Below are 26,292 nucleotides of genomic sequence, written 5' to 3'. Positions count from 1 at the left end.
TTCACTTCTTTCATTCAAATTCATAAGACATTGCGGATAATACATATAAAGGAGCTGTTTCCGTGCGCAAGATTCTAGGCCCTAACGACACTGGATGGAAACCTGCTTCTTGAAGCTGAGTAACTTCTTCCCGCGCTAATCCGCCTTCCGGTCCAAAAACAATTACTATCGATTGTCCATGATACATGTTTTTCAGACGGTCTGCAATCTTATGCGGAACTTCGCTTTTCGCATCTTCTTCATCCGCAAATAATTTGACATCAAAGGAATCTGTATACATGATCAGTTGCTTGACGCTTTGGACGGATAAAATCTCTGGCACTTGATTGCGATGACATTGTTCAGCAGCTTCCTTGGCAATTTTTTGCAAACGTTCTATACGTTTGTCGCCTTTTTTAGCATCCCATTTGACAATCGACCGTTTCGCCGCAAAGGGAATCAATCGGCTCATACCAAGTTCAGTACTTTTTTGCGTGATCAAATCGAGTTTATCGCCTTTAGGCAATCCACAAGCAATCGTTACAGAAATCGGCAACTCATTATATTGGTCCAATTGTCGCTGCTCTGAAACAGTAACAAAGTCTTCAGAAATACTGTCAATCATCGCTACCGACGCAACACCATCATAAACTGTCAGTATTTCCTGACCCGGCGTCATACGCATCACTTTCACAATATGTTTATAATCATCTCCGCTAATTGCTACTTGACGTTGCTCATTAAATGGCTGATTCAAGAAATAACGTTGCATGATTATTCACTACCCTTACGCGCAATGATCGCTACCCAATCTTCCATAAGCACCGTTTCCACAATTTCAAAACCTTGTGCTATCAGGTCGTTACGTACTTCGTCCCGTTTCGCACCGATAATACCTGATGTAATGAATAGTCCGCCTGGTTTGACGAGTTGGTAAGCATCTTGGGAGAATGACATAATGACATCCGCCAATATATTCGCAATGATCATGTCAGGAGGTTCTTCAATTGAATCGAGAAGATTCCCCTTCAAAACTGTGATGCGATCATCTGCTTGGTTATACGCGACATTTTCCTGTGCAGCGCGTACAGCTACTTCATCCAAGTCAAGCGCGGTAATGTGTTTGGCACCTAGTAAGGCAGCGCCGATTGCTAGTACGCCTGAACCTGTTCCAACATCGACAATCGTTTGATCAGGTTCGAGATACTTCTCTAGTGCTTGTAAACAGAGGACTGTCGTAGGGTGTGTACCCGTACCGAAAGCCATACCTGGATCCAATTCGATGAGCAATTCATCAGATTCCACAGGTGTATACTCTTCCCATGTAGGAACAATGGTAAAACGCTTCGATATTTTGACCGGATGGAAGTATTGTTTCCAGGAGTTAGCCCAATCTTCTTCATCCACTTCTGTGATGCCTATAGTAAAGCGTCCAGGATTTAATGAAAATTGACGAAGACCTTCAATTTCCAATTCAAGGTTTTCAACTGTTTCGTTGATGAAACTAGTGACAGGCAAATACGCTTTGATAATGACCCCATCACTTGGGAAGTCTTCTTTATCTAGTGCATATATTTCGCCATACTGGTCTACTCGTTCTTTACCAGGTTCTTCAGAGTCTTCAATAACGACTCCGCTCGCGCCTGCTTCATGCAAGATGTTCGCTACTGCCTCAGTTGCTTCATGTGTCGTGTGCACGGAAACTTCAGACCATTTCACAGTTAGTCAATCCTTTCATTCACCTTTAAAAGTGCGTTTGATTTTATCGAAGAATGAGCTGGAATACTCATCTGGTGATTCTCCTTCAATTGATGCAAACTCACGTAGTAATTCCTTTTGTCGCTCGGTCATCTTTTTCGGCGTAAGCACTTTAACGATGACGTGCTGATCACCTGTTCCGTGTCCGTGTACGTTTGGAACTCCCTTGCCACGTAGACGGAAAGTTGTGCCGTTTTGTGTACCAGCCGGAATCTTTAGCTTCACTTTTCCATGTACTGTTTGGACTTCGAGTTCGTCTCCAAGTGATGCTTGTGGGAACGTCAAGTTCAATTCCAATATAATATCGTCTTCTTCACGAATGAAACGTTTATGTGGACGCACGTTAAAGACGATGTATAAGTCTCCAGGAGGTCCTCCATTAATACCCGCTTCGCCTTGACCGCCTACACGTAGACGTTGACCTTGGTCTACACCAGCAGGTATCGTGATTTTAATCACTTTGTTTTTCGTTACGCGACCTTTGCCTCGGCATGTTTCACATTTTTCAGGAATAATTTTACCTGTACCTTGACATGTAGGACATGTTCTGCGATTCACAACTTGACCAAATGGCGTGTTTTGAGCGAAAGAAACCTCACCCGAACCATTACACTCCGTACATGTTTTGACGCTAGTACCTTTTTTGGCACCTGTACCGTCACATGTGTCACACTCTTCTTCACGCGGGATATCAATTTCTGTTTCTTTACCGAAAATAGCATCCATGAAGTCGACTGTCATCGTGTATTGCAAGTCGTTACCTTTTTGTGGAGCATTTGGATCTCTTCTTCTTGCACTGCCACCGAAGAACGTGCTGAAGATATCTTCGAAACCGAAGCCATCTGCACCTCCGCCACCAAATCCTCCAAAACCTGCACCCGGGCCGTTGTGACCATATTGGTCATATTCCGCTCTCTTATTCTCATCGCTTAGGACTTCAAATGCTTCTGTTACTTCTTTAAATTTCACTTCTGCATCCGCTTCTTTGTTCAAATCCGGATGGTACTTTTTAGAAAGTGTACGGTATGCTTTGCGGATCTCTTCCTTTGTAGCAGATTTAGATACGCCTAGCACCTCATAGTAATCTCGTTTACTCATCATTGCACCCCTCATCGCATTTTACCTGTTGTCCATTGTAACACGTTGCTATCGAATTTTGTTGAGTTAACAAACGAAAAAGTCAAAGCCGGAATTTCGGACTTTGACTTTTCCGTCAATAGCTATTTCGAATTACTTATTTAGTATCTTTGTTATCTTTATCGTCTTCTACCTCTTCGAAATCTGCATCTACTACACTGTCGTCTTCTTGACCAGGTTGTGCATCGCCTTGTGCAGCTTGTGCTTCAGCAGCAGCTTGCTCGTATAGTTTTACAGATAGAGCTTGGACTAATTCGTCAAGTTTTTCTTTCTTCGTACGAATTTCTTCAAGATCTCCAGATTCGTTCGCAGCTTTCAATTCTTCCAATGCTGCTTCCGCATCTTTCACTTCTGCTTCATCCACTTTGCCTTCGATATCTTTAAGTGTCTTTTCAGCCATGAATACTAACTGATCCGCTTCGTTGCGAAGTTCTGCTTCTTCTTTACGCTTTTTATCTTCTTCAGCGTGTGCTTCTGCATCTTTAACCATTTGATCGATCTCTTCATCCGAAAGACCTGAACTAGATTGGATCGTGATATTCTGTTCTTTCTGTGTACCCATATCTTTCGCTTTAACATTGACGATACCGTTCTTATCAATGTCGAATGTTACTTCGATTTGTGGAACGCCACGTGGTGCTGGTGGAATATCCGTCAATTGGAAGCGACCTAGTGTTTTATTGTCAGTCGCCATCGGACGCTCACCTTGCAAGACATGGATATCTACTGCTGGCTGGTTGTCAGCTGCTGTAGAGAACACTTGTGACTTACTAGTAGGGATTGTCGTATTGCGGTCGATTAGTTTTGTGAACACAGAGCCCATTGTTTCAATACCCAGTGATAGAGGCGTTACGTCAAGAAGTACTACGTCTTTTACGTCTCCTGTTAGGATTGAACCTTGAACTGCTGCACCCATTGCTACTACTTCGTCTGGGTTTACGCCTTTAAACGGCTCTTTACCTGTTACTTTTTTGATTGCTTCTTGTACAGCTGGAATACGTGTAGAACCACCAACTAAGATGACACGATCGATGTCAGATGCTGAAAGATCTGCGTCTTTTAATGCTTGACGAGTTGGAATCATAGAGCGTTCTACCAGGTTCGCTGTCAATTCATCAAATTTTCCGCGAGTCAATGTGATTTCCATGTGTAATGGTCCTGCTTCTCCAGCTGTGATGAACGGAAGTGAGATTGAAGTGGATGTAACACCAGACAAATCTTTCTTCGCTTTTTCAGCTGCATCTTTTAGACGTTGCATAGCCATTTTATCTTTAGAAAGATCAATAGAGTTTTCTTTACGGAATTCCTGTACTAGGTAATCCATAATAATATCGTCAAAGTCGTCTCCACCAAGTTTATTGTCACCTGCTGTTGAACGTACTTGGAATACTCCGTCACCTAGTTCAAGGATCGATACGTCAAACGTACCGCCACCTAGGTCATAGACTAGAATAGTTTGATCTTCTTCTGTTTTATCCAAACCATAAGCAAGTGCTGCTGCTGTTGGCTCGTTGATGATGCGCTCTACTTCAAGACCAGCGATTTTACCAGCATCTTTCGTAGCTTGACGCTGTGCATCGTTAAAGTACGCAGGAACTGTAACAACAGCCTTCGTTACTTTTTCGCCTAAGTATTCTTCAGCATAGCCCTTCATGTATTGAAGGATCATAGCAGACACTTCTTGTGGAGAATATTCTTGGCCATCCACTTCTACTTTAAAGTCCGTACCCATATGTCTTTTAACTGACATGATTGTGTTAGGATTTGTGATCGATTGACGTTTTGCTACTTCCCCTACTTGGCGTTCGCCGTTTTTGAATGCGACAACAGATGGTGAAGTTCTGTTACCTTCAGGGTTCGGAATTACTTTTGCTTCTCCGCCTTCATATACTGCTACTACTGAGTTTGTTGTTCCTAAGTCAATACCGATAATTTTACTCATGTGTGGTTTTCCTCCTAAAATGTGAATGCTTTAATTTTTATTCGTTTACTTTAACCATGGATGGTCGTAGTACACGTTCTTTTAGCTTATATCCTTTTTGCAGTTCTTCCAAAACAATTCCAGAATCTTTATCTTCTTCATTGCCTGTCATGACTGCCTGGTGGAAGTTCGGATCGAATTCTTGATCAAGCGCTTCGATTTCTTCCAGTCCGTCAGATTTTAAAGCTTCTACTAATGAACGGTAAACCATTTCCATACCCGTTAAGAGGGCTTTTGTTTCTTCTTCTTTCGCCTCAACAGATAGTGCACGTTCGAAGTTATCAAGTACAGGCAAAATATTCACCATGACGTTTTGTGCACGGTATGTTTGCAATGTTTGATAATCGAGTGAAGCTCGTCTCTTGACGTTTTCCATATCTGCCATTACGCGTAATTTCTTACCCTCTTCTTCTTCAAGAGCTTTCGTTAATTCATCTATTTTTTTCTCAAGTTCTTGTTCTGTAGTGAGCTCTTCGACAACTTCAACTTCTGGTTGATCTGCCGCATCGTTTTGTTCTTGCTCTTGGTCGGAAAGATTTTCATCTAGCTGCTCTTCGAACTCTTGGTTTTCTTTCACGTGTCTTGCCTCCCGTTCCCGTCTTTTCCGATGGTTAACCGATGAAGTGCAGAAGATAAATCACTGCTTAGTATATCGAGCAATGTAATGACTCTTCCGTAATCCATCCGCTTCGGACCGATAATTGCAATGGAACCTTCCATATTCTCTCCTGCCGAGTACGTGGAAGTAATCACGCTGTAGTCTTCCATTTCAATCACATTGTTTTCAGAGCCAATACGAACTTGAATTCCTTGTTCGTTTTTATGGAAAAGTCCCATGGCAGGATTGCCTTTCTCTATCAACTCAAAAAATGATTGCATCTTCTGGAAGTCGTGAAATTCCGGTTGTTTCCACATATTCAATTTGCCGCCAAAGTACAATCGCTCTTCAGGCTCCACTGCCATTGCTTGCTGCAACGAGCTGAATAGTTGTTCGGCTTGGTGAATATGCTGTTCAAATACATGTTTCGCTTCGAGTTGCAATTTTTGCTGCAACTGCACAAGCGATGTGCCGATTAGGCGTTCATTTAAAATGTTTACCGTCTTCTCAATTTCCGAAGCAGTGAGTCCAGGTGGCACATCAAAAATTCGGTTTTCCACATGTCCATTATCCGTTACGATAATCGCCACTGCCCGTTGTTGGTCCAATGGAACAATAGAGAATTTCTTGACGGCATGCGTAGACGTGTCAGGTCCGAGAAGGATCGACGTGTAATTCGTCAAGTCGGAGAGTATGGTTGCGGATTTCCGAATTAACTCTTCAGACTCTCCTACTCTTTCCTGAAACATCGTACGCAACTGTAAGCTATCTTCCAGGCCTAGAGCTTGTGGTTTCAATAAATGATCCACATAGAACCGATAGCCTTTTTCGGAAGGTACTCTTCCAGATGATGTGTGAGTCTTTTCTAAATAACCCATATCCTCCAGATCCGCCATGTCATTCCGAATGGTTGCCGAACTAAATGGCGCTTCCGGCTTTTTCGACAGTTGTCTGGAACCAACCGGTTGAGCAGACTCGATGAAATCTTTCACTGTCAATTGTAGTATGAGCAATTGTCTGTTTGTCAACATGATCATCACTCCTGTTAGCACTCTTTAACATCGAGTGCTAATACTACTCATAATTTATCAAATTCTATTTTACATGTCAACGAAACAAACTCAATCTCCTAATAAAAATTCTTGAAATACGGTGTTCCCTTGGAAAACACCTTTTCTAGTCAAACGGAGATGGTCTCCATCGATTTGCAAAAGCCCCTGCTGCTGTAATTTTTCTATCGGTTTGCCGAATACTTCACGCATCGGGCGTTGGAATTTCCGCTCGAATTCTTTTATCGATACTCCTTCAATAATTCGTAAACCGAGGAACATTTCTTCTTCCATCGCTTCCGCAAGAGTTACTTCATGTACTTCTTTATGGGGCAACTTTCCTTCATCCAATAAGTTAATGTAATGTGTCAACGGTCCGACGTTCGCATAACGGTCTTTGCCGATATAACCGTGCGCACCTGCCCCAATTCCTGCATAGTGGGAGTTTTCCCAATAAATCAGGTTATGAAACGAAAGATGGTCAGGTTTAGCAAAATTACTGATTTCATATTGATCGCGTCCTGCTGCGTTCATGCGATCGATCACCATCGCAAACATTTCTGCTTCCATGTCTTCTCCTGGCAAGGGTAGCTTCCCTTTGACCATTCGGTTGTAAAAGACCGTCTTTGGCTCCACGATCAATGAATAAGCCGAGTAATGAGGCAAATCAAGCGCCAATGCCCGATCAAGCGTCTCTTCCCATTCTTTCACCGTCTGCGTAGGTAAGCTGTACATCAAATCGATGCTAATATTTTCGAAGCCAACTTTACGTGCTGCTTTGATCACGTTCTCCACGTCTTCATTGGAATGCGTACGCCCAATTTGTTTCAGTAGTCGTTCATTAAATGTCTGTACACCGATCGACAAGCGGTTTACGCCTTTTTCCTTCAATATAGCAAGTTGTCCTTCTGATAAATCATCAGGGTTTGCTTCTGTTGTGAATTCCTTTAATGCCGTGACGTCGATATATTGTGAAACGATCGTTAGTAACCGATCGAGCTGCGGAACGTTCAGTGCTGTCGGTGTGCCACCGCCTAAAAAGACGGTTTCCACTTCATCAAATGAATATCCCGCTTCTTTCATATAAGAAAACTCTTTGCCGATTGATTCGATGTATTGATCAACCGGTTGGTTTTTAAGAAATACTTTATTGAAATCGCAATAATGACAAATTTGCTGGCAAAACGGTATGTGGATATATACTCCCCGCATGCTGTCACATCCTTTATGTAAATAGGTAAACGGCAAAAAGAGGGCGGTTTGCCCCCTTTTCACTGAGTGTAATTAATCTTCATCCATCTTCAATACTGCCATGAACGCTTCTTGTGGAACTTCCACCGAGCCAACTTGCTTCATCTTCTTCTTACCTTCTTTTTGTTTCTCAAGCAATTTACGCTTACGGGAGATATCCCCACCGTAACATTTCGCTAAAACGTTTTTACCCATAGATTTAATCGTTGAACGTGCCACAATTTTTTGACCGATTGCTGCTTGGACAGGCACTTCAAACTGTTGTCTTGGAATTAACGATTTCAGTTTTTCAACGATTGCCTTTCCACGTTCGTAACTAAAGTCATTGTGCACGATAAAGCTCAACGCATCCACAGTTTCGCCGTTTAACAAAATGTCCATCTTAACGAGTTTCGACTGCTTATAGCCAATTAATTCGTAATCCAGTGACGCGTACCCTTTTGTACTGGATTTTAATTGGTCAAAGAAGTCATAGACAATTTCAGCTAATGGCAGTTCATATATAATATTGACACGTGATGCATCCATGTAATCCATTGTCAGGAAGTCTCCACGTTTACGCTGACAGAGCTCCATGACGGCTCCAACATAATCATTCGGTACCATGATGGATGCTTTAACGTAAGGCTCTTCCACATAGTCTACCTTTTGTGCGCTAGGCATCATCGACGGGTTATCTACGCTCATCGTCGTGCCGTCTGTTAAGTTTACTTTATAAATAACGCTTGGTGCTGTTGTAATTAAATCAATGTTGAATTCACGTTCGATTCGTTCTTGAATGATTTCCATATGCAACAAGCCAAGGAAACCACAACGGTAACCGAACCCTAATGCCTGGGATGTCTCTGGCTCATATTCAAGTGCAGAGTCATTTAGCTCCAATTTCTCAAGCGCTTCACGCAAATCATTGTATTTAGATGTATCGATTGGATACAGTCCGCAGAATACCATTGGATTCATACGACGATAACCTGGCAATGCTTCCTCTGCAGGATCATCGACAAGCGTGATAGTATCCCCTACTCGTGTATCGCCGACCGTTTTAATGGAAGCGGACAAGAACCCTACATCACCTACAGTCAATTCGTCACGCGGAGAAATACTAGGAGTGAAAACACCTATCTCCAATACTTCAAATTCCTTACCCGTCGCCATCATACGGATTCTATCGCCTGGTTTTACTTTTCCTTCTACGATACGGATATTGACGATAACTCCTTTATATTGATCATAATGAGAGTCAAAGATCAATGCCTTTAATGGCGCTTCTGGATCACCTTGAGGTGCCGGCACTTTTTCTACGATCTGTTCCAAGATTTCATCAATCCCAATTCCAGATTTCGCAGAAGCTAACACTGCCTCCGATGCATCTAATCCGATTACATCTTCAATTTCCTGTTTCACACGATCGGGATCAGCTGCCGGAAGGTCGATTTTATTGATAACAGGTAATATTTCCAAATCATTGTCTAGCGCTAAGTAAACGTTCGCCAATGTTTGCGCTTCGATACCTTGCGCAGAATCCACTACAAGAATAGCACCTTCACAAGCCGCTAAACTTCTGGATACTTCATATGTGAAATCGACGTGTCCTGGTGTATCGATCAAGTGTAACGTATAGTCTTCGCCATTCTTTGCCGTATAGACTAACTGAACGGCATTCAATTTAATGGTAATACCACGTTCACGTTCTAGGTCCATCGAATCCAATGATTGTGACTTCATATTACGCGTTTTCACTATTTCCGTTTTTTCCAAAATCCGATCAGCCAGCGTGGACTTCCCGTGGTCGATATGGGCAATGATAGAAAAATTTCGGATGTTTTTTTGACGTGCTGTTCTCTGCTCTTGATTCATCACTGTTCACTCCTACATGTACGTACCTATTTAAGCTACTTGAATTATAGCAGTGAACGGTTCAGACTTCAATATTTGAAAGATTATTGCACGATCATCATAGCGGAAATAGATTCTCCGACGACAGATACCGTTTGGTTGATCTCCGCTTCCGTATTACCTACGCCACCCATTTCGATTAAAATGATGCTTGTATTTAGATCTTGATTGTATTTACCGTCTACTCCACGGCCACCTTTAATAATGATCTCGCGCGTAATACCCGGCACTAATTTTTCCATTTCATTTTTCAATTGCTTCGCTTTAGCCAAGTTCCGTTCGTAATACGGATGGTCCCTTCCGATAACAAACGCTACTTTTGCATAGCGTTGCCCGTCGTGTGTGATCGTCGTTTTAGAAGGTCCGAGTGAATCTCTATGCATGTCGATGACTAAATCATACGACCCTTCGTTGACCTTCTTCTCTACATACGGCCGAATCGCAGCGTACGAGCGATGATACGGTATCTTTTTTTGTTGCATGATTTTCACAATATCAATATCAAGCTGTTCTGCCGCAAGACCATGTGCAAGTAAATTTTCTTTCAGTCGCGCGCCCACTTTTACAATATTCTCGGAATGATGAGATACGGCTACTTTCCCGTTCGCTGCTTTCGTAATAGGTTCGTACGCTTCATGCGCGTGAGTCGAATAAATCAACACATTTCCTTGTACTTTCGGTTTAATATCCTCTTCCAACACATTAGATGCATAGACAATCATCCCCGGTTCCTTTATCGAGAGGGCAGCAGGTATGGTCGGCTGTTTGGGAACGTACTGCAGTACGACAGGAAAGATGAACAATACAAAAATAACGCTCATCCAGATTTGCAAAGTTTTTTTCATAGTAATCCCTCCATCTTCCACACTATGCGGAAGAAAAAAGGTCAATGACTAGTTCATGCATTTACTTTATGAATCCAACTTATTAATGAAGAAGATAATGCATTTGCGTAGTTTGCTACCCATGAATCAATTTCTTTCGGGGAGATAAATGTCGCTAATTCCTGATTAGTCAGCACTTCTTCAAATAATTGAATTCGTTCTTCATGCGTCCATGATGACCAATCACCGAATATAGGGCCTAGCGCTGTGCGATCCGCATCTTTGGTTGAGCGTTGTGGAAATCGTCCGGTGGAAAGTTTGGATGAAGGCATACCATCTTCTTCTATTTTCGCTGCGATATAGCCAAACATGGTGTCAATTGCATCCGCTACTAGAACAGGTCCGTCCACAACGGTTGGCACGCCCAATGCAATGACAGGGATGCCGAGACTTTTTTCCGATAACTCTTTGCGGCTGTTCCCTACACCCGAGCCTGGATGAATGCCGGTATCCGTCAGCTGGATCGTGCGGCAAAGTCTTGCGCTACTCCTCGCGGCAAGTGCATCGACGACGAGCAACAGATCAGGTTTACTTTGATCCACAATCGCTTGAACGAATGAAGCAGTTTCTAAACCCGTCTGAATGGTTACGCCCGGCGCATAGACCATCACACCACTCTCGTCCGCTTCGTAATATTCGGGTATTACTTCCTTCACATAATCCATAACAGCAGGCCCCACAGCGTCTGGCGTAATTTCGCGGTTGCCGAGACCGACACACAATACTTTTTTTACTTCGCCCGGTAACTTTTCCTTAATTAATGCATCCATTTTTTCGACCACCAGTTCACATAACGCTTGAAGCTCATCGATTTCGTGAACAGCAAGTGTCGGAATCGTCAGCGTAATATATGTACCTTTCGCTTTCCCGATTTCTTCTTCACCTTCTGCTGTCACTTTTACAGTCGTTGCCTTAATTCGACCAATGGTTTGTTCTTCGACACGTATTCCGGACATTTCCTTCAATTTCTTTTCTTCTGACTCTGTCTGATGTCTGACGAACTCGTCACTTTCATCAATTAAATCCGTGCGGTAGTAGTTGATTTCGCTCATTTTCTTCACCTCTACTAGCCAGTTTGTGCAGTTTATCGGCATTTATTCTAGAATAGATGGCTGTAAAGATGAATCACTTTACTTTTTTTCTTGCAATCTGTCGGTAGCTTTGATAAAATAATGCTTGTTGTAAAGAGATGTCCGGATGATTGTGGAAACACTCTTGCCTTACCTGAAAGCTGGAGGTGAATGAAATGCCAAACATTAAAGGTGCTATCAAACGCGTGAGACAAAGTGCTGCTGCTAACGAGCAAAACTCTAACGTAAAAGCTTCTATGCGTACTGCAATCCGTAAAGCGGATGCGGCTCTTATGAATAATGATGAGAACGCTGAAGAACTGTTGAGAAATGCTGTGAAACAATTGGATACTGCTGCTCGTAAAGGTCTTATCCCAAGAAACACTGCTGCTCGTCAAAAATCACGTCTAACTAAAAAAGCTCAATAATGATATGTTAAAAGACTGCCTCTTCGTGACGGCAGTCTTTTTTTGCATATTATAGACCATTCATTAGAAATAATTCCAGTTTGCGCTGGCGATTACCACTTGTAGTTTTAAGTTGCAGATCAATCGTCGCTAAATCATCCAATGCTTTCAGTAATACTTGCAAAGGTGGCAATCTTCTTTGCATCATCAATTTCACACGATATGGATGGATACGAAGCGTTGTCGCGATTTGTTGTTGCTGATAGCCTTTTTTTCGCAAGTTTGTCACATGAATCATTAAACGCACCTGACTCGCAATAAGAGACGCCAACATAATGGGTTCTTCACCGTTACGCAGTAAGTCATGATAGACAGCGATCGATTCTGCTCGTTTATTATTGACAAATGAATCCGTCAAGCGAAATACGTCCATCTCTGGTGTCCTTGCGACCAATTGCTCAATCATATCGATGTCCACTATGCCGTTAAACGCCAAGTAGCCAGCGAGCTTGTCCACTTCTGTCGCCAACGTCAGTAAATCGGTTCCTGACATCTCCATAAGAAATTCGGCTGTTTTTTTATCGAATTCAATCCCTTTATCCTTGCCTTGCTGCATAATCCACGTAGATATATCTTGCCCTTGCAAAGCAACAGCTTCTACAACTACTGCATGCTTCTTTATTTTTTTCGTAATTTTCTTACGTGCATCTAATTTTTCATAAGGTGCCACAAATACTACGGTTGCAGTAGGAGATGGATTCTCCAACCACTTTTCCAACAGTTCTAGTTGATGATTCTGTTTTTCTTTCGATTGATCGGTCGCTTTCAAGAATGAACAGTTTTTTGCGACAATCAATTTATGGTCCACTAAAAATGGAAGTTCATCCGCCACTTCGAGCACAGCTTGGATTGGAATCTCTTCTAAATCAAAACGATTCACTTCAGATGCTGTCATCCCTGGGACTGCTTTGATTAATTTCTTAATTGTTTCGTCTAGTAAGTGTTGCTCCGTGCCTGTCAGTAAATAAACGGGCTGGATATCACCTTTTTCAATTTGACTCCAAATTTTTGTAACCATTTTCTTCACCTCAATTACCGATTGCTTCTTACTAAAAACCTGTGATAACTATACATGAAAATCAATCATTTCTCCATACTAGCAAGTAAAGGAGGTTTATTTGATGAAAAATTCTAATCGTCAACAACTAAATTCCCGTGAAAAATCGAAGGAAGAAGGAAAAGAAGAAATATCACTAGAGTTAGCAGAGTTCGAGCAGTTAGCGCCAAAGCAAGAACCAATGACTCCGAACCATCGAGAGACAGCTGAAAAGGACAAATACTATTAATTCGAAAAGACGAAGCGGAATTTGCTATAAGCAATTCCGCTATTTGAACTGATCACGCATTTACTCTATGAACAAATTGTGTCAACATACGTGGCTACTCCTAAAAACTGCGATTTTAATGGATTTTTCTTTCACTTTCATCTATACTTAGTATGGAATTAGGAGGTGTAGCAATGAATGAATTTGAACATGATGTCCAATCCAAGCGTAATGATGCGATTGACAGCGGCATCGGCTTTATAGTAGCGTTTATCGGTTTTTCTGCAATTTTTGTTGTTGCTACGATCATCGATATCGTCGCTCTCTAATCAACTGTTGTATAAAATAGACACATCCACCACCTAGGCGGATGTGTCTATTTGTTTTTCTAACGACTTGAAGTAGCGCTATACACTCCGTCTTTTACGCGCAATTCAATCGTCCCTTGTTCAGCTGTCGACCAAACGGGTATACGATGTGCATGGAAACGGTCAAGGACTTCTGCATGTGGATGCCCGTAACGACTATTCCTCCCTGCTGATACAATAATAAACTCGGGTTGAAGAAAACTGATAAACGGTTCTGTACTGGACGTCTTGCTTCCATGATGACCGGCTTTTAGTACGACACGTTGAAAATCAGCGGAAATATATCTTTGCAAAAACCGCTGCTCTCCCTCTTGTTCGAGATCTCCTGGAAACATGAAATGTAGGTCTTCATCCTTCATCACAAGCACTAGTGAACTGTCATTCCCGTCATATATACGCTCTTCAGGTGCTACATATTGGAATTGATAATCCCCTACTTCCCAATTAGCCCCTTCTTTAACTAGGTGCACGGGAATATTTTGCTCTTTGGCCAACTGTAACATATCATCCATCGCGATCTCCTGTTCACTTCCAGGGGACAGATGAATTTCTTTTACACGCAACTCTTCTACTACTTCATCGGCCCCCTCCATATGATCCATATCGGCATGAGAGATAATGAGCCGATCCAATTTCGTGATTCCTTTTGCTTTTGCGTATGGCACGACAATATTTCGTCCGATTTCAAATGGCTGCTCAGGCGTTTTCCAATCGTTATCACCGAAATGGACAACTCCACCCGTGTCGATCAAATACACCGCTTTGCGATATGGCATTTCGATCATCGTGCTGTCCCCTTGTCCGACATCTATATAGGAAATGATCACGTCACGATGAAGTATCGGTTTCACCTCCAAATAGAGTGCTGGAAGCAACAAGCAGATTAGACCGAAAGCGATCCACTTCTTTCTTTCTAGACAGACGAAAAAGATCAGAATACCTACAACAGCCATTGCTGAACCTACCCCATCCGGTTGTCCCGGCGTCCACATTTGATAGGGAAAAGAGGCAAACCAAGTCGTCATACTACCAATCCATAGCCTCGCTGGCTCATAGATGTGAAAGAGAATACGTGCCAGCGGTGGTGCAATGTACGTGCAGATCAATAACAATAAATTGGCTGGTAGGATAAATAAGGAATATAACGGAACATAGAGCAAATTCGCAATAAAAGAAGATATCGATAACTCGTAGAAGTGGTATAGCAAAATAGGATAGAGCGCTACTTGTGTAATGACGGTGACGAGAAACGAAACAACCAAACCGTTTTTCGCTTGGCTAAGAATAGCTGACGAATACAATAAAGAAAATGCAGCTAAATAAGACAACTGAAATCCCGGTTGGAACACGATATAAGGTTGCATGACGATGAAGAAAATTGCGCTTAAAGCAAGAGCATCGTCTAGGCGTAATTTCAAATTGCTTGAAACAGCTAGCAATACAATCATCGTCACCGTCGCAGCACGCCAGACAGACGGTGCTCCGCCAGCAATACATGCGTAAGTTGGTAAAAATAAGAGTAATCCGTACGTCACCCATTCTTTTCGAAAACCGATACGTAGCATAATTGCTCGAATGAAAAACGTCAATAAACCGACATGCAATCCAGATATCGCGAATAAATGTGTAATACCAAGCGTTTGATACTCTTTCTGCATGAGGCGATCCATGCCAGAACGGTCGCCGATCAACAAAGCCTCTGCTTCGGTGACAAGTGAAGACGGGAACTGCTCGTGAATATGTTGTTTGATAGAAAAGCGATAGTGCGATAATCGCGTTCGAAGAGTTGTGAGGGGCTGACTAGATGTGATACGAGTGACTTCTAGAATGCCTGCTGCACCATTCATTCGTAAATAGCGTGCCATATCGAATGCATAGTCATGGGCTGCTGGTTCTATTTCTTTCGGCTCCACTTCCGCCGTGAATTGATACGTCGATAGTCGCGCAGACTGAAACCGGATTTTTTCTTCTTCGGAATGTAATGGATACATCATATAGACAATGGTACCGTCAGACAGAGTAGCGAAACCTTTCACTTTAGCACCATCGATTTTCACTTGATCTTTCCAATGGAAGGTCACGACTGAGTCGCCAGGAAGAGTTGTAGAATGACTGGAGAAATAGAAAAAAGAGAGACTTGCTAGAAGTGTGCAAAGAAAGAGGTGTAGATAATCTTTGCGTAAAAAGTAGAAGGGTATGAGGAATAGCGCATGTAAAAATAAAAGCGATCCTGAAAGCTCAGCTGCAAATGCAGAGATCGCAACAGGAATCGCTATATACATCCATCGTATCGATCGGATTAATTGCCAAATAAATGATTCACCCTTTGCAAAAGGGTATCCAGTTCTTCAGGTTCAGCGCCAAGTTGCTGCATTTTCGTCAACATCTCGTTGAATAAGGAAAATTTCTCTTCACTGGCGAAGTCAATTGAACGCTCATCAAACGGTACTTTTTCAATTTCCACACCTGCTTGCGCAAATAGCTCGAGTGCATACTCGCTGTTTCGATAATCTTTCGCATATTTGACGCGTTCAATACCGGCCTGAATCAATGCCTTACTACATTGTAAACACGGGAAGTGCGTGACATAAATCGTTGCCTTTGCAACAGGTATGCCATATTTAGCACATTGCAGCAATGCGTTCATTTCTGAGTGTATCGTACGGACGCAATGATTATCGACGACATAACAGCCGTGTTCGATACAGTGGTCTCCACCCGATATCGAACCATTGTAGCCGCCAGCAATAATGCGTTGATCGCGTACTAAAACGGATCCTACCGAGAGTCGCGTGCACGTACTGCGCATCGCCAGCAAATGACTTTGCGCCATGAAGAACTGATCCCAAGTAATTCGCTCCATACGGTTGCCTCCATCAGTTAAGAATAATATATGGTTCTAATTTTTCAAATGTCTTGTCGCCAATACCTGACACATTCTTGATTTCGTCCAATTGTGAAAAAGCTCCGTGCTCTTCACGGTATTGGACTATTGCCGTAGCTTTTGCTGGGCCAATGCCAGGAAGCGTCTGAAAGTCGCTTTCATTCGCTGTATTAATGGTTACTTTTGAAGTGGAACTGTCAGATGATGAAGATGCCGCTGTAGCCGGTTGCACGTATACCGGTGGCTCTTCTCCTGCGATCGGTACATAGACGACAGATTCATCTTGAAGTCTTTGCGCATGATTCAATAACTTCGTGTCAGCGGCCTCTGTGTAGCCTCCTGCTTTGTCGACCGCATCAAGCAATCGGTCGCCATCTTGCATCGAATAAAGTCCAGGATGTTTCACAGCACCTTTCACGTCTACTAAAATAGCGACGGAGACAGCTTCTGCTACTAATTCGACAGGCGCTTCCACTTCAATATTTTGTTCAGCAATTTCACTAGATTCGATTGGTTCAAATAGGGATTGTCCCTGTTCTTCGGAAAGTGGATCCGGTTGTTCTCGGGGAAAGAACAAAACAGTGGAAAGTACAGCGAACGCTGCAATAGGAATGATCAATGTACGCCATTTTTCGGTAAGGAATGAACGGATAAGCTACAACCCTTTCTTTCAGCACCGTATGGAGTCCTATTTACTATACCTGATTCCGAAATACTATGGTAGCCCTATTTTCGAACTTGGAAAAATATTCTTTCGCTCTCTTCTTCAGGTGCTTCATCTTCCCAGTCCGCAAAAATCCGTTCAATATGAAAGCCAACTTCTTCAAGCATTTGCACATAGTCCGGTACGGCAAATGATCGTTGCATATGTACTTCGTCAAAACGTTGATAGGAATCATCTTCTTGTTTTACGAAAAACGCTAGCTCGGAATAAATTGAGTGATTCTCGTCTCCTGGGGCCGTTTGCCAAATATATGCAATGCGTCGATTATCAAAGACAAAAGGTCCTTCCAGGAAGATTTCATCCATTTTACCTATTGAATGGACATCAAAGAGCAACACGCCACCTGTAGCAAGTACGCCATAAATCCGGCGGAACGTTTCTATGACATCTTGCTGCTTTAGTACATAATTCAATGAATCGATTGAGATAACGGCCGCATCAAATGTATCTTCCACTTCCAGTCGTTGCATAGGTTGTTCGATAAACTGAATATCTAAAGAAAGTGACTGTGCGCGATGCGATGCGACCTCCAGCATATCAGCGGAAAGATCAACGCCGGTAACGTGTGCCCCTTTTTTCGCCAGCATGGCAGAAAGTAAGCCCGTTCCGCAACCTATATCCAATATTTTTTTCCCTACAACGCCAGCAGACGCCAAATCGAGTAACTCGACATAGGCGTCATACGGGATATCATTCATTAGTTCGTCATAAATAGATGCGAACGCTGAATAGGAAGAACTCATAGTTCATCCTCAACGTTTAGTAACTGTGCGTCTCCCCATAGCTTTTCCAAGTTATAAAATCCACGTTCGTCTCTGTGGAATACATGAACGACTACATCTAGAAGATCGATTAAGATCCAGCGGCCTGCGTCGAATCCTTCCAAACGTTTCACAGTGTAGCCTTCTTTAGAAGCAACATCCGCTACTTCACGTGCGATGGCTTGCACTTGTCTCTCAGAGTTCGCATGACAAATGATGAATTGATCAGCAATTAGTGAGATGCCCTCCATATTTAATACTACGATGTCTTCTGCTTTCTTACTATCTACTGCTTCATAAGCTAATTCCAATAATGTCGGCATATTTCACTGTTCCTTTCTTCTACGTACATGTTCATTATAGCAGTCAAATGAATGCGGAAAGATGACTGCGTATCGCTGAACTAAAAATTTAAATGTGTGCTGGATGCATTCCGTCATTTGATCTTCCAGCGGTTCTCCGTCAATACGTTGACGTAACTCCTCGATACCCGGAAACTTTCTTCCTGGTTCGATTAAATCAGCAATATAGATCACTTTTTCTAGCTCGCTCATTTCTGCACGTCCCGTTGTGTGAAAACGGATGGCCTGCAAAATGTCGTGATCTTCTACTCCATAACGTTCTTTAGCCAGCATAGCTCCAACCGGTGCATGCCATAATTCTGCGTGATATTGTGCATAAAGTTCATATTCTTCGTCTCGTTTTAGTAAGTCGAGTAATTCGTCTTTATCCATAAACTTGGCATAATCATGAAAAAGACCAGCAATCTCCGCTTTTTCTACTGACACACCCACTTCTTCAGCTAGTTTCTTCGCTGTTTCTGTGACACGCAATACGTGTTCATAACGCGCTTTAGGTAAGCGTTGTTCTAGGTCATTTTTAACTTGTTGAAGATCCATATAATCTCTCCTCTCGAATGTAAGCCTCGACAGCCGGGGGAATCAAAAGCTGCACGGTTCCTCCTTCTACAAAACGTTGGCGGATCAATGTGGATGACAAATCAAGTTGTGGTGTTTCTACCAATTGTACCGGAATTGCAGAAGCGTTATCAGCACCTGGACGTTTTACTCCGATAAATGTCACCATATCAAGTAAATCCTCAATCCGGTACCATGTCGGTAACTGATCGATCATATCGCCACCAATAATGAAATGAAAGTGAACATCCGCTTCGTCTTGTACGAGTTGTGCCATCGTATCATATGTAAAAGATACTCCGCCACGTTCAATTTCAAATGACGACGCACGCAAGCCATCCACTTCATCTACCGCCAGTTTCACCATTTGCAGGCGCTGTTCGGCTGTCGCATCGCCTATCGCCATCTTATGTGGCGGGACTGCAGTAGGCATCAACCATACTTCATCTAACTGCAGTGCGTAACGCACTTCATTGGCGATCAATAAATGTCCAGTGTGTGGCGGATTGAAAGTTCCGCCCAAAATGCCGATTCGTTTCATCTGATTCTCCTTACGGTAATTGTATGCGTTTTTTCTCTGTCGATTCTCTATATAAAACAATTGTGTTACCGATGACTTGGACTACGTGAATACCTTTATATGCACCGATTTTTTCGGCAATTTCATTTTTGTCTTCGTCGCAATTTTGAAGTACGTTTACTTTAAGTAATTCACGTGCTTCAAGCGCTTCGTCAATTTGCACGAGGATCGCTTCAGTTAAACCGCTTTTTCCAATTTGGAATAATGGATCCAAATGATGTGCTTCGCTACGTAAAAATCTTTTTTGTTTACCTGTTAACATGTTTACCCGCCAACTTTCATTGTAATCATATCGATTGTCTTTTTCGTGTCAGGATAGACGCCTGTCCACTTTTCAAAAGCGAGGGCTCCTTGATGAACGAACATTCCTACACCGTTCATCGTCTTAGCTCCTGCTTGTTTTGCTTGTCGTAAAAATTCTGTTTCGAGCGGATTGTAAATAATGTCCGCGACTATTGCACCGCTTGCAACGTTCTTTGGATCAAGCGGTATTCCTTCTTGTGCAAAGTTCATACCGACTGATGTGGTTTGCACTATAAGTCCAAACTCACCGAGACGATTTTCCGCGTCTTCGATAGAAATCGCATGCCCATCCTTCATATCCGCTGCCAATTCTGCGGCTCTTGAAGCGGTCCGATTCGTGAAATAGAGAGGTCCATAGCCAGCTGATTGCAGTGCAAAGGCGATGCCTCTAGCTGCGCCGCCAGCCCCAATAAGTAAGACAGAGCCTGTAACTGCGTCCGAAAACTCTTCCAACGACTTCACGAAACCCGCTCCATCGGTATTCGCACCGATGAGTTTACCCTCATCTGTTTGATACACTGTATTCACCGCATTCATAACCGTTGCCGATTCGTCCACTTCGTCAAGGAAAGGAAGAATCACTTGCTTATGAGGTACCGTTACGTTGAAACCACTACATCCGAGTGAACGCAAACTGGTTATCGTCTGTTCCAAGCTTCCCGCTGTTGCATGAATCGGTATATACGTTGCGTCCATTGTGTTTTCTTTAAACCACTGATCGTGCATGACCGGTGACATCGATTGCGCGATGGGGTCGCCTATTACCGCATACCATTTTTTCATTTGGTCTTTCCTCCTGTCCTTCTTAAATCAATGAAGGTCTGACTTCGACATTCACACCTTTTGGTGCATGTACAGCTACTTTTACATTGGCGTGCTGAATTGTAATCCAGCCAAGTCCTGAAATCACTAAGTCCGTCTTTGCTTCTTTAATTGAAAATTCATGACGCACAAGTGACGGCAACTTCTCAAGTGATGCGGGTCCAGGCGGAGATAACATGTCGCCCAAATGGTTTTTGTACAATTCATCAGCATTTTCCAACTTCGTCCGGTGAACCGGTAAACCATTTGCTGCATAGATGTTGAAAGAGGAACGTCCGCCTTGAATGAAGTCAAAACGTGCCAGTCCGCCTATAAATAATGTCTGTTCAGCATTCAGCTGATAGACTTTCGGTTTCAGTTCTTTTTTCGGCGTAATCAACTTCAAATCATGCGGATCTAAGTGATGGGCCATTTGATGATCATTGATAATACCAGGTGTATCCATCAGCATTTTCCCATCATCTAGTGGAATTTCTACTACGTCAAGAGTGGTCCCAGGGAAGTAAGACGTCGTAATCACGTCTTGCATACCGGTCGCGTCTTTAATGATTCGATTAATAAAAGTAGATTTTCCTACGTTCGTACAACCGACTACGTAGACATCCTTGCCCTTACGGTACTTCTCAATCGCGTCGAGCGCATCACTCATGCCGTTGCCTTTTACAGCGGAAACGAGCAATACATCGATGGGTTTCAGACCTAGCTTTGCAGCCTCCGCTTTCATCCAATTTTTCACTCGCTGCGGATTAATCGCTTTTGGCAGGATATCTGCCTTGTTACCAATTAATAAAATATCTTTCTTGCCTACAAAGCGATGCAAGCCATTGATCCAACTGCCGTTGAAATCAAAAATATCTACCACTTTTACGATCAAGCCTTGTTTTTCACCAATTCCATTTAAAATTGCTAAAAAGTCGTCTCCTGATAAGGACACTGGCTGTAATTCGTTATAGTTTCGTAATTTAAAGCAACGCTGGCATATGACATCTTCTTTTTCCAATGAAGCTGGTGGCGCATAGCCTTCCATTGTCTTATCCGTTGTTTGGATGGTAATACCGCATCCAATACACTTGATCAATTCCAAATTTAGTCCTCCCACGTAAGTAATCCTTTTCTTTTAAACCTTGCCATAATCCGTCGTTCAATCGCACGGTTAAATTTCGTAATCGTCGCATCGGAACTGGCTACAGGGACGACTAATATCGTCTTCAGCCCTACCCGATTCGCACCTAAGACATCCGTTAGCAATTGATCGCCAATCATGACGACTTCATCTTTCGGCAAGCCTAATGTAGCAAGTGCTTGAAGAAATGACTTTTTCATCGGCTTCCGTGCTTCGCAAATATATGGGATGCCCAATGGATCACAAAAGTGACTGACGCGTTCTATATGGTTATTGGAAACAACTGTAATTTGCAAACCGGCATCGCGCATAGATTTAAACCACGCCACAATATCTTGCGTAGCATCCGCACGGTCCCATTCAACGAGTGTGTTATCTAAATCTGTAATAATACCCTTAAAACCATTTTCCAGAAGGTCTTCTGGTTTGATCAGTAATACGGATTTTACATAAGCACTCGGTAAAAAATGATTTAACACATTATCCTCTCCGCCCTACAACAAATTCTCGTCTGATTATAACATAGTTGTGTAGCATGCACGCACAACTATGTCTGATTTTATCGCTTTTCTTGTCAGTGGTAGACCATCTGTCTTTTGCATAGAGTAAACTACTACTAATCGGAGGTGGTCATATGAGCGGGTTTTTCCTGGCCGTCATGCAATTATGGTTAGAGATCCCCGCGCTAATCGGTTATATCAGAGGGCAAGCTTTCCTTCGTCCGTTATCCAAGAAAGAAGAAGCAGAGTGCCTGAAACGATTAGCTGAAGGCGATGTAAGTGCACGTGATGAACTTATTGAACACAATATGCGTTTGGTCGCTCATATCGTCAAGAAGTTCCAGCCAAAGCACGAACTACTTGATGATTATATTTCTATAGGAGCGATTGGTCTGATGAAAGCCGTCAACAGCTTTACGCCAGATCGTAAAACGAAGCTTGCAACGTATGCTGCACGCTGTATTGAAAATGAAATTCTTATGTATTTACGAACACAGAAAAAGGTACAAAAAGATGTGTCCCTCTACGAACCAATCGGCATGGATAAAGATGGCCAATCCCTAGAAATCGCAGACCTCCTTCAAACAAACGACATACCCCCACAAACAACTGTAGAACAAAATGAACAAAAAGAGCGTCTCTACCGTCATTTGGATAAGCTCGATTCACGCGAGCTGGAAATCATTCAAAGACGCTATGGCTTGCTAGACGATCAGCCAATGACACAAAAAGAAATTGCCGAGCAACTAAACATTTCTAGGAGTTATGTTTCACGTATCGAGAAACGGGCAATCGTCAAATTGTACCAATCGTTCAAGCACGAATATCAATAATACAAAAAGCGTTTCCGATTATGCAACAGAGGGCCATAGCCCCCCGCACATCGGAAACGCTTTGTTTCTATTATCAGTCAGCTTTAACCTCACGTAAAATAATTACTGCCAATAGGGCTGTGACGATAAATACTCCACCCATTAAGTATTCCATTGAATGTCCCTCCTCTCAACCAAACGAACTGCTAGTCTGTCTACATAGACATTTTATCATAGAACGATCAAAGTTTCGAGATGACGCGCAAAACAATCTGTGACGAGTGTTTGGCAGCCAGCGGTAAAAATTCATCAAAACTGACAGTAGATTCTTTCCCGGCAATATCAGATAGCGCACGGATGACCACACATCGCGTGTTGAATTGATAACAGACTTGCGCAACAGCGGCCGCTTCCATTTCGACAGCGATTACGCGAGGGAATCTACTTTTAACTTGTAATACTTTTTCAGGATCAGCCATGAAAGTATCAGCTGATGCAATTGTTCCTACGGCATGTGTATATGTATCTAACTCCATTACAGCTTCTTTAGCAAAATCGATCAGTTGTGAATCTGAAGGAAAGCTTGCAGGAAGTTGTGGCACTTGGCCTAACTCGTAGCCGAATGCAGTAGCATCGACGTCATGATGCAGGACATAATCAGATATGACAACCGTGCCAACCTCGAGTTCAGGATTAGTTCCACCTGCAGAACCTGTATTTAACACTACGTCAGGTTTGTAGTTTTGCAACAAGATCGCGGTTGCCATGGCAGCGTTTACTTTTCCGATGCCACTCTTCGTCACGATTACTTGATGCTTGCCTACTTTTCCTTCAATAAACTCGCAGTTTCCAATAGTTGTGATTTTTCCAATTCCGATTTCTCTGCGTAATATTTCAACTTCTTCCTCCATTGCACCAACGATTGCTATTTTCATGTACGCCCTCTCCTCTTTTTCACTTACTAGAATGTGCTGCCTATTGCGCAGCACATCGGTAGGTTGATTCGCTTACTTCAATACTTCCATCTTTACAGGTTTCCAACCTTGGCCATCCACCCATTCAAGATACACTTTGAATTTCTTGGAATTATCTGTACTTCGGACAATCCCTTCTGATTTTTGAGGACTACCGCCGTTTTGAATACGATCAAAATACAATTGATCTTCAGACATGCCTGTCGCATAAGAAATAGCTTTCTTTTTCTCATGCCAGTCATCAGACTGACCATCATACTTCGACACATGCTCGCCTGTTTGCTTGGTTCCGATAGGTTTCCAGTCAGGATTTACCACGACTTTCTTGCCGGAATCCGACGAAGTATCTTTCTTTGGCTTGTCCTGTTTTGAATGTTCCTTTTTATGTTCTTCTGCTGTTGGCGCTTCCGGTTCTTCAACCACTTCATTTATTACTTCGTTATTTTCTTCAGGAGCTTGGACCTCAGCATCATCTGCTTCTTCCGGCTCCGCCTCTTCAGTTTCAGACTTGTCCTCATCTTCTAAAACGATTGGTTCAATTGGAGCTGTATCGGACTGCGTGGATTGTTCGGGCTTGTCAATTGCCACTTCTTCCTTCTCGTCATCACCCGTGATAAAGATTATAGCAACCACTGCAATGAGAAAAACCACTACACCAATCGAAATATTCAACGCTCTATTCACTTTGCTAGCTTTACTGCCTTGCTTTCTTGATGTTCTCGAATATTTCGGATCTTGATCTGCCATATTAGACATCTCCCTTACTATGAAATGAAACACATACACAACGGTGGAATGAAATAAAAATCACAATACCGTCTTCTGCTAGTGAGAAGACGGTACATGTGTCATTTTATCTCGAGAATTTCTACTGACATTTCACCGCCGGGAGTCTGAATCTTAACTATTTCATCTTTTTTTCGACCAATTAGTGCTTTCGCAATTGGAGAGTCGTTCGAAATCAGACCTTCCATCGGGTTCGCTTCAGCAGAACCAACAATCGTATACGTCTCTTGTTCACCATCAGGAATTTCTTTAAAAGTAACTGTCTTGCCTAAATGTACTTCATCCGTATTCAATTCATCCTCTGTAATAATGACCGCATTACGAATCATTCCTTCTATAGAAGAAATCTTTCCTTCAACAAATGCTTGATCTTCTTTTGCCGAATCGTACTCGGAGTTTTCCGATAAGTCACCGTAACTACGTGCAATTTTGATGCGTTCTACTACTTCTACACGTTTAACCGTTTTCAAATACTCTAGTTCTTCTTCTAGCTTTGCTTTACCTGCAGCTGTCATTGGGAATTTCTTTTCTGAAACCATGTACTAACACTCCTCATATGTCTGTTCATAAAAAATACTATGTCACACAAACTTCAATTATGTGACATAGCGGAACTATTTTAGTTTTGACTATACTTTACTTCGTTCCTCACTCTGATCTGAACGAAAAAAGCCCTTGCTTGTCTTGCGCGCATCCTAGTTTACTTATACAATCACTGGCGGATGCTGAATTAATTTAAAATTATGTCATCATCATATTATACTTCGTCAACAGAAGCAAGAATTGTTTTGATCTTCGTTACCATCAAATCGATAGCGACCTCGTTCTCTCCGCCTTCGGGAATGATTATATTAGCATACTTTTTTGTCGGTTCAATGAACTGGTTATGCATCGGACGCACAACGGTTACGTATTGCTCGACGACAGAATCCACTGTACGTCCACGATCATGAATGTCTCGTAAAATCCGACGAATAATGCGTATATCAGAATCCGTATCAACAAATAGCTTAATATCCATAAGATCCCGCAAGCGTTCATCTTCTAGTACTAAGATTCCTTCAAGAATGATGACATCTTGTGACTCGACCAGTACTTTTTCATCCGAACGCGTATGCAAAGTATAGTCATATGTCGGCTTTTCGATCGCCTGTCTATTGATCAGCTGATGAATATGTTGAATCAGTAGGTCGGTATCGAATGCCAATGGATGATCGTAATTCGTTTTCAATCTTTCTTCAAACGCTAGATGTGATTGGTCTTTATAATAGTCGTCTTGCTCAATTACAACGACCGAATGACCTTGGAATACTTCATGTATCTTTTTTGTGACACTTGTCTTACCGGAGCCTGAACCACCGGTAATCCCAATCACAACAGGTTTTTTCTTCACAGCAATTCCC

30 protein-coding genes are annotated in these 26,292 nt (G+C 42.5%); 4 read left to right on the top strand and 26 right to left on the bottom strand.

Going from position 1 to position 26,292, the window contains the following annotated elements; translation table 11 throughout:
* Positions 1-10: 10 nt before the first annotated feature.
* From CSV61_RS00275 to gpr, 10 genes are all read right to left on the bottom strand, one after another.
* Entirely contained in the window at positions 11-751 is a 741-nt protein-coding gene (locus CSV61_RS00275; RefSeq protein WP_099637648.1) for a 16S rRNA (uracil(1498)-N(3))-methyltransferase, read from the bottom strand.
* Positions 752-753: 2 nt separating this feature from the next.
* Positions 754-1,698 (bottom strand): 50S ribosomal protein L11 methyltransferase, encoded by a 945-nt coding sequence (gene prmA, locus CSV61_RS00270; RefSeq protein WP_083035765.1) that lies wholly within the window; start codon positions 1,696-1,698, stop codon positions 754-756.
* A 15-nt stretch (positions 1,699-1,713) separates the two neighbouring features.
* The gene (gene dnaJ / locus CSV61_RS00265) at positions 1,714-2,835 is read right to left on the bottom strand and encodes a molecular chaperone DnaJ (RefSeq protein WP_083035763.1); all 1,122 of its coding nucleotides are present in this window, start codon (positions 2,833-2,835) and stop codon (positions 1,714-1,716) included.
* A gap of 136 nt (positions 2,836-2,971) precedes the next feature.
* Positions 2,972-4,816, bottom strand: coding sequence for a molecular chaperone DnaK (gene dnaK / locus CSV61_RS00260; RefSeq protein WP_099637647.1), 1,845 nt, complete (start codon positions 4,814-4,816; stop codon positions 2,972-2,974).
* A 37-nt stretch (positions 4,817-4,853) separates the two neighbouring features.
* Positions 4,854-5,432, bottom strand: a complete 579-nt coding sequence (gene grpE / locus CSV61_RS00255; protein WP_083035759.1) for a nucleotide exchange factor GrpE — start codon at positions 5,430-5,432, stop codon at positions 4,854-4,856.
* Positions 5,429-6,484: a heat-inducible transcriptional repressor HrcA gene (hrcA, locus tag CSV61_RS00250; RefSeq protein WP_083035757.1), complete on the bottom strand. Its 1,056-nt coding sequence runs from the start codon at positions 6,482-6,484 to the stop codon at positions 5,429-5,431. The genes grpE and hrcA overlap by 4 nt, the downstream gene beginning before the upstream one ends.
* 90 nt (positions 6,485-6,574) lie before the next feature.
* Positions 6,575-7,714 (bottom strand): radical SAM family heme chaperone HemW, encoded by a 1,140-nt coding sequence (gene hemW / locus CSV61_RS00245; RefSeq protein ID WP_099637646.1) that lies wholly within the window; start codon positions 7,712-7,714, stop codon positions 6,575-6,577.
* 72 nt (positions 7,715-7,786) lie between these two features.
* Positions 7,787-9,610: a translation elongation factor 4 gene (gene lepA / locus CSV61_RS00240; protein ID WP_099637645.1), complete on the bottom strand. Its 1,824-nt coding sequence runs from the start codon at positions 9,608-9,610 to the stop codon at positions 7,787-7,789.
* An 83-nt stretch (positions 9,611-9,693) separates the two neighbouring features.
* Positions 9,694-10,494, bottom strand: coding sequence for a stage II sporulation protein P (gene spoIIP, locus CSV61_RS00235; RefSeq protein WP_233193464.1), 801 nt, complete (start codon positions 10,492-10,494; stop codon positions 9,694-9,696).
* A 53-nt stretch (positions 10,495-10,547) separates the two neighbouring features.
* On the bottom strand, positions 10,548-11,585 hold the full coding sequence (gpr, locus tag CSV61_RS00230; protein ID WP_099637644.1) for a GPR endopeptidase: 1,038 nt from the start codon (positions 11,583-11,585) through the stop codon (positions 10,548-10,550).
* Positions 11,586-11,779: 194 nt separating this feature from the next.
* Between gpr and rpsT the strand changes: the two genes are divergently transcribed.
* Positions 11,780-12,031 (top strand): 30S ribosomal protein S20, encoded by a 252-nt coding sequence (gene rpsT, locus CSV61_RS00225; protein WP_083035750.1) that lies wholly within the window; start codon positions 11,780-11,782, stop codon positions 12,029-12,031.
* A gap of 49 nt (positions 12,032-12,080) precedes the next feature.
* Here rpsT and holA read toward each other — a convergent pair whose 3' ends face one another.
* Entirely contained in the window at positions 12,081-13,088 is a 1,008-nt protein-coding gene (gene holA, locus CSV61_RS00220) for a DNA polymerase III subunit delta (protein ID WP_099637643.1), read from the bottom strand.
* Between the two features lie 103 nt (positions 13,089-13,191).
* On the opposite strand from holA, the gene CSV61_RS16900 reads away from it, so the two are divergent.
* Both CSV61_RS16900 and CSV61_RS00215 read left to right on the top strand, forming a co-directional pair.
* Positions 13,192-13,356 (top strand): hypothetical protein, encoded by a 165-nt coding sequence (locus CSV61_RS16900; protein WP_167693459.1) that lies wholly within the window; start codon positions 13,192-13,194, stop codon positions 13,354-13,356.
* Between the two features lie 173 nt (positions 13,357-13,529).
* Entirely contained in the window at positions 13,530-13,664 is a 135-nt protein-coding gene (locus tag CSV61_RS00215) for a YqzM family protein (RefSeq protein WP_029054667.1), read from the top strand.
* Between the two features lie 59 nt (positions 13,665-13,723).
* Here the strand turns inward: CSV61_RS00215 and CSV61_RS00210 are convergent, their stop codons facing one another.
* The 11 genes from CSV61_RS00210 to CSV61_RS00160 form a co-directional block, all read right to left on the bottom strand.
* Positions 13,724-15,784 (bottom strand): DNA internalization-related competence protein ComEC/Rec2, encoded by a 2,061-nt coding sequence (locus tag CSV61_RS00210; RefSeq protein ID WP_158233736.1) that lies wholly within the window; start codon positions 15,782-15,784, stop codon positions 13,724-13,726.
* A gap of 218 nt (positions 15,785-16,002) precedes the next feature.
* Positions 16,003-16,566 carry a ComE operon protein 2 gene (locus CSV61_RS00205; protein WP_083035746.1) on the bottom strand — a complete coding sequence of 188 codons (564 nt, stop codon included), beginning with the start codon at positions 16,564-16,566 and terminating at the stop codon, positions 16,003-16,005.
* Positions 16,567-16,579: 13 nt separating this feature from the next.
* The gene (locus tag CSV61_RS00200) at positions 16,580-17,206 is read right to left on the bottom strand and encodes a helix-hairpin-helix domain-containing protein (protein ID WP_099637641.1); all 627 of its coding nucleotides are present in this window, start codon (positions 17,204-17,206) and stop codon (positions 16,580-16,582) included.
* Between the two features lie 107 nt (positions 17,207-17,313).
* Positions 17,314-18,054 carry a class I SAM-dependent methyltransferase gene (locus CSV61_RS00195; protein WP_099637640.1) on the bottom strand — a complete coding sequence of 247 codons (741 nt, stop codon included), beginning with the start codon at positions 18,052-18,054 and terminating at the stop codon, positions 17,314-17,316.
* A complete protein-coding gene (gene rsfS / locus CSV61_RS00190) occupies positions 18,051-18,395 on the bottom strand; it encodes a ribosome silencing factor (RefSeq protein ID WP_083035740.1) in 345 nt (114 codons plus the stop codon). The genes CSV61_RS00195 and rsfS overlap by 4 nt, the downstream gene beginning before the upstream one ends.
* A gap of 3 nt (positions 18,396-18,398) precedes the next feature.
* Positions 18,399-18,971, bottom strand: a complete 573-nt coding sequence (gene yqeK, locus CSV61_RS00185; RefSeq protein ID WP_099637639.1) for a bis(5'-nucleosyl)-tetraphosphatase (symmetrical) YqeK — start codon at positions 18,969-18,971, stop codon at positions 18,399-18,401.
* Positions 18,952-19,530 (bottom strand): nicotinate-nucleotide adenylyltransferase, encoded by a 579-nt coding sequence (locus CSV61_RS00180; protein ID WP_083035737.1) that lies wholly within the window; start codon positions 19,528-19,530, stop codon positions 18,952-18,954. Before CSV61_RS00180 ends, yqeK begins: the two co-directional genes overlap by 20 nt.
* Positions 19,531-19,540: 10 nt before the next feature.
* On the bottom strand, positions 19,541-19,831 hold the full coding sequence (gene yhbY / locus CSV61_RS00175; RefSeq protein ID WP_099637638.1) for a ribosome assembly RNA-binding protein YhbY: 291 nt from the start codon (positions 19,829-19,831) through the stop codon (positions 19,541-19,543).
* A 2-nt stretch (positions 19,832-19,833) separates the two neighbouring features.
* Positions 19,834-20,655: a shikimate dehydrogenase gene (gene aroE, locus CSV61_RS00170; protein WP_099637637.1), complete on the bottom strand. Its 822-nt coding sequence runs from the start codon at positions 20,653-20,655 to the stop codon at positions 19,834-19,836.
* Between the two features lie 22 nt (positions 20,656-20,677).
* Positions 20,678-21,778: a ribosome biogenesis GTPase YqeH gene (gene yqeH / locus CSV61_RS00165; protein WP_199173560.1), complete on the bottom strand. Its 1,101-nt coding sequence runs from the start codon at positions 21,776-21,778 to the stop codon at positions 20,678-20,680.
* Between the two features lie 2 nt (positions 21,779-21,780).
* Positions 21,781-22,296 (bottom strand): YqeG family HAD IIIA-type phosphatase, encoded by a 516-nt coding sequence (locus tag CSV61_RS00160; RefSeq protein ID WP_099637635.1) that lies wholly within the window; start codon positions 22,294-22,296, stop codon positions 21,781-21,783.
* A 155-nt stretch (positions 22,297-22,451) separates the two neighbouring features.
* Here CSV61_RS00160 and sigK point away from each other — a divergent pair, with 155 nt between their 5' ends.
* A complete protein-coding gene (gene sigK / locus CSV61_RS00155; protein WP_083035728.1) occupies positions 22,452-23,150 on the top strand; it encodes an RNA polymerase sporulation sigma factor SigK in 699 nt (232 codons plus the stop codon).
* Positions 23,151-23,371: 221 nt separating this feature from the next.
* On the opposite strand, the gene mtnN is transcribed toward sigK, so the two are convergent.
* The 4 genes from mtnN to udk form a co-directional block, all read right to left on the bottom strand.
* Entirely contained in the window at positions 23,372-24,064 is a 693-nt protein-coding gene (mtnN, locus tag CSV61_RS00150) for a 5'-methylthioadenosine/S-adenosylhomocysteine nucleosidase (RefSeq protein ID WP_083035726.1), read from the bottom strand.
* A gap of 72 nt (positions 24,065-24,136) precedes the next feature.
* Positions 24,137-24,850, bottom strand: coding sequence for a DUF1510 family protein (locus CSV61_RS00145; RefSeq protein ID WP_158233735.1), 714 nt, complete (start codon positions 24,848-24,850; stop codon positions 24,137-24,139).
* Between the two features lie 101 nt (positions 24,851-24,951).
* Entirely contained in the window at positions 24,952-25,428 is a 477-nt protein-coding gene (gene greA, locus CSV61_RS00140) for a transcription elongation factor GreA (protein WP_083035722.1), read from the bottom strand.
* Positions 25,429-25,646: 218 nt separating this feature from the next.
* On the bottom strand, positions 25,647-26,282 hold the full coding sequence (gene udk, locus CSV61_RS00135; RefSeq protein WP_083035720.1) for a uridine kinase: 636 nt from the start codon (positions 26,280-26,282) through the stop codon (positions 25,647-25,649).
* Positions 26,283-26,292 lie beyond the last annotated feature (10 nt).

It is taken from the genome of Sporosarcina sp. P3, assembly GCF_002743415.1.
Lineage (GTDB): Bacteria > Bacillota > Bacilli > Bacillales_A > Planococcaceae > Sporosarcina > Sporosarcina ureae_A.
Note: the sequence above shows the minus strand (reverse complement) of the source record. Positions and strands in the feature narration are given on the sequence as shown.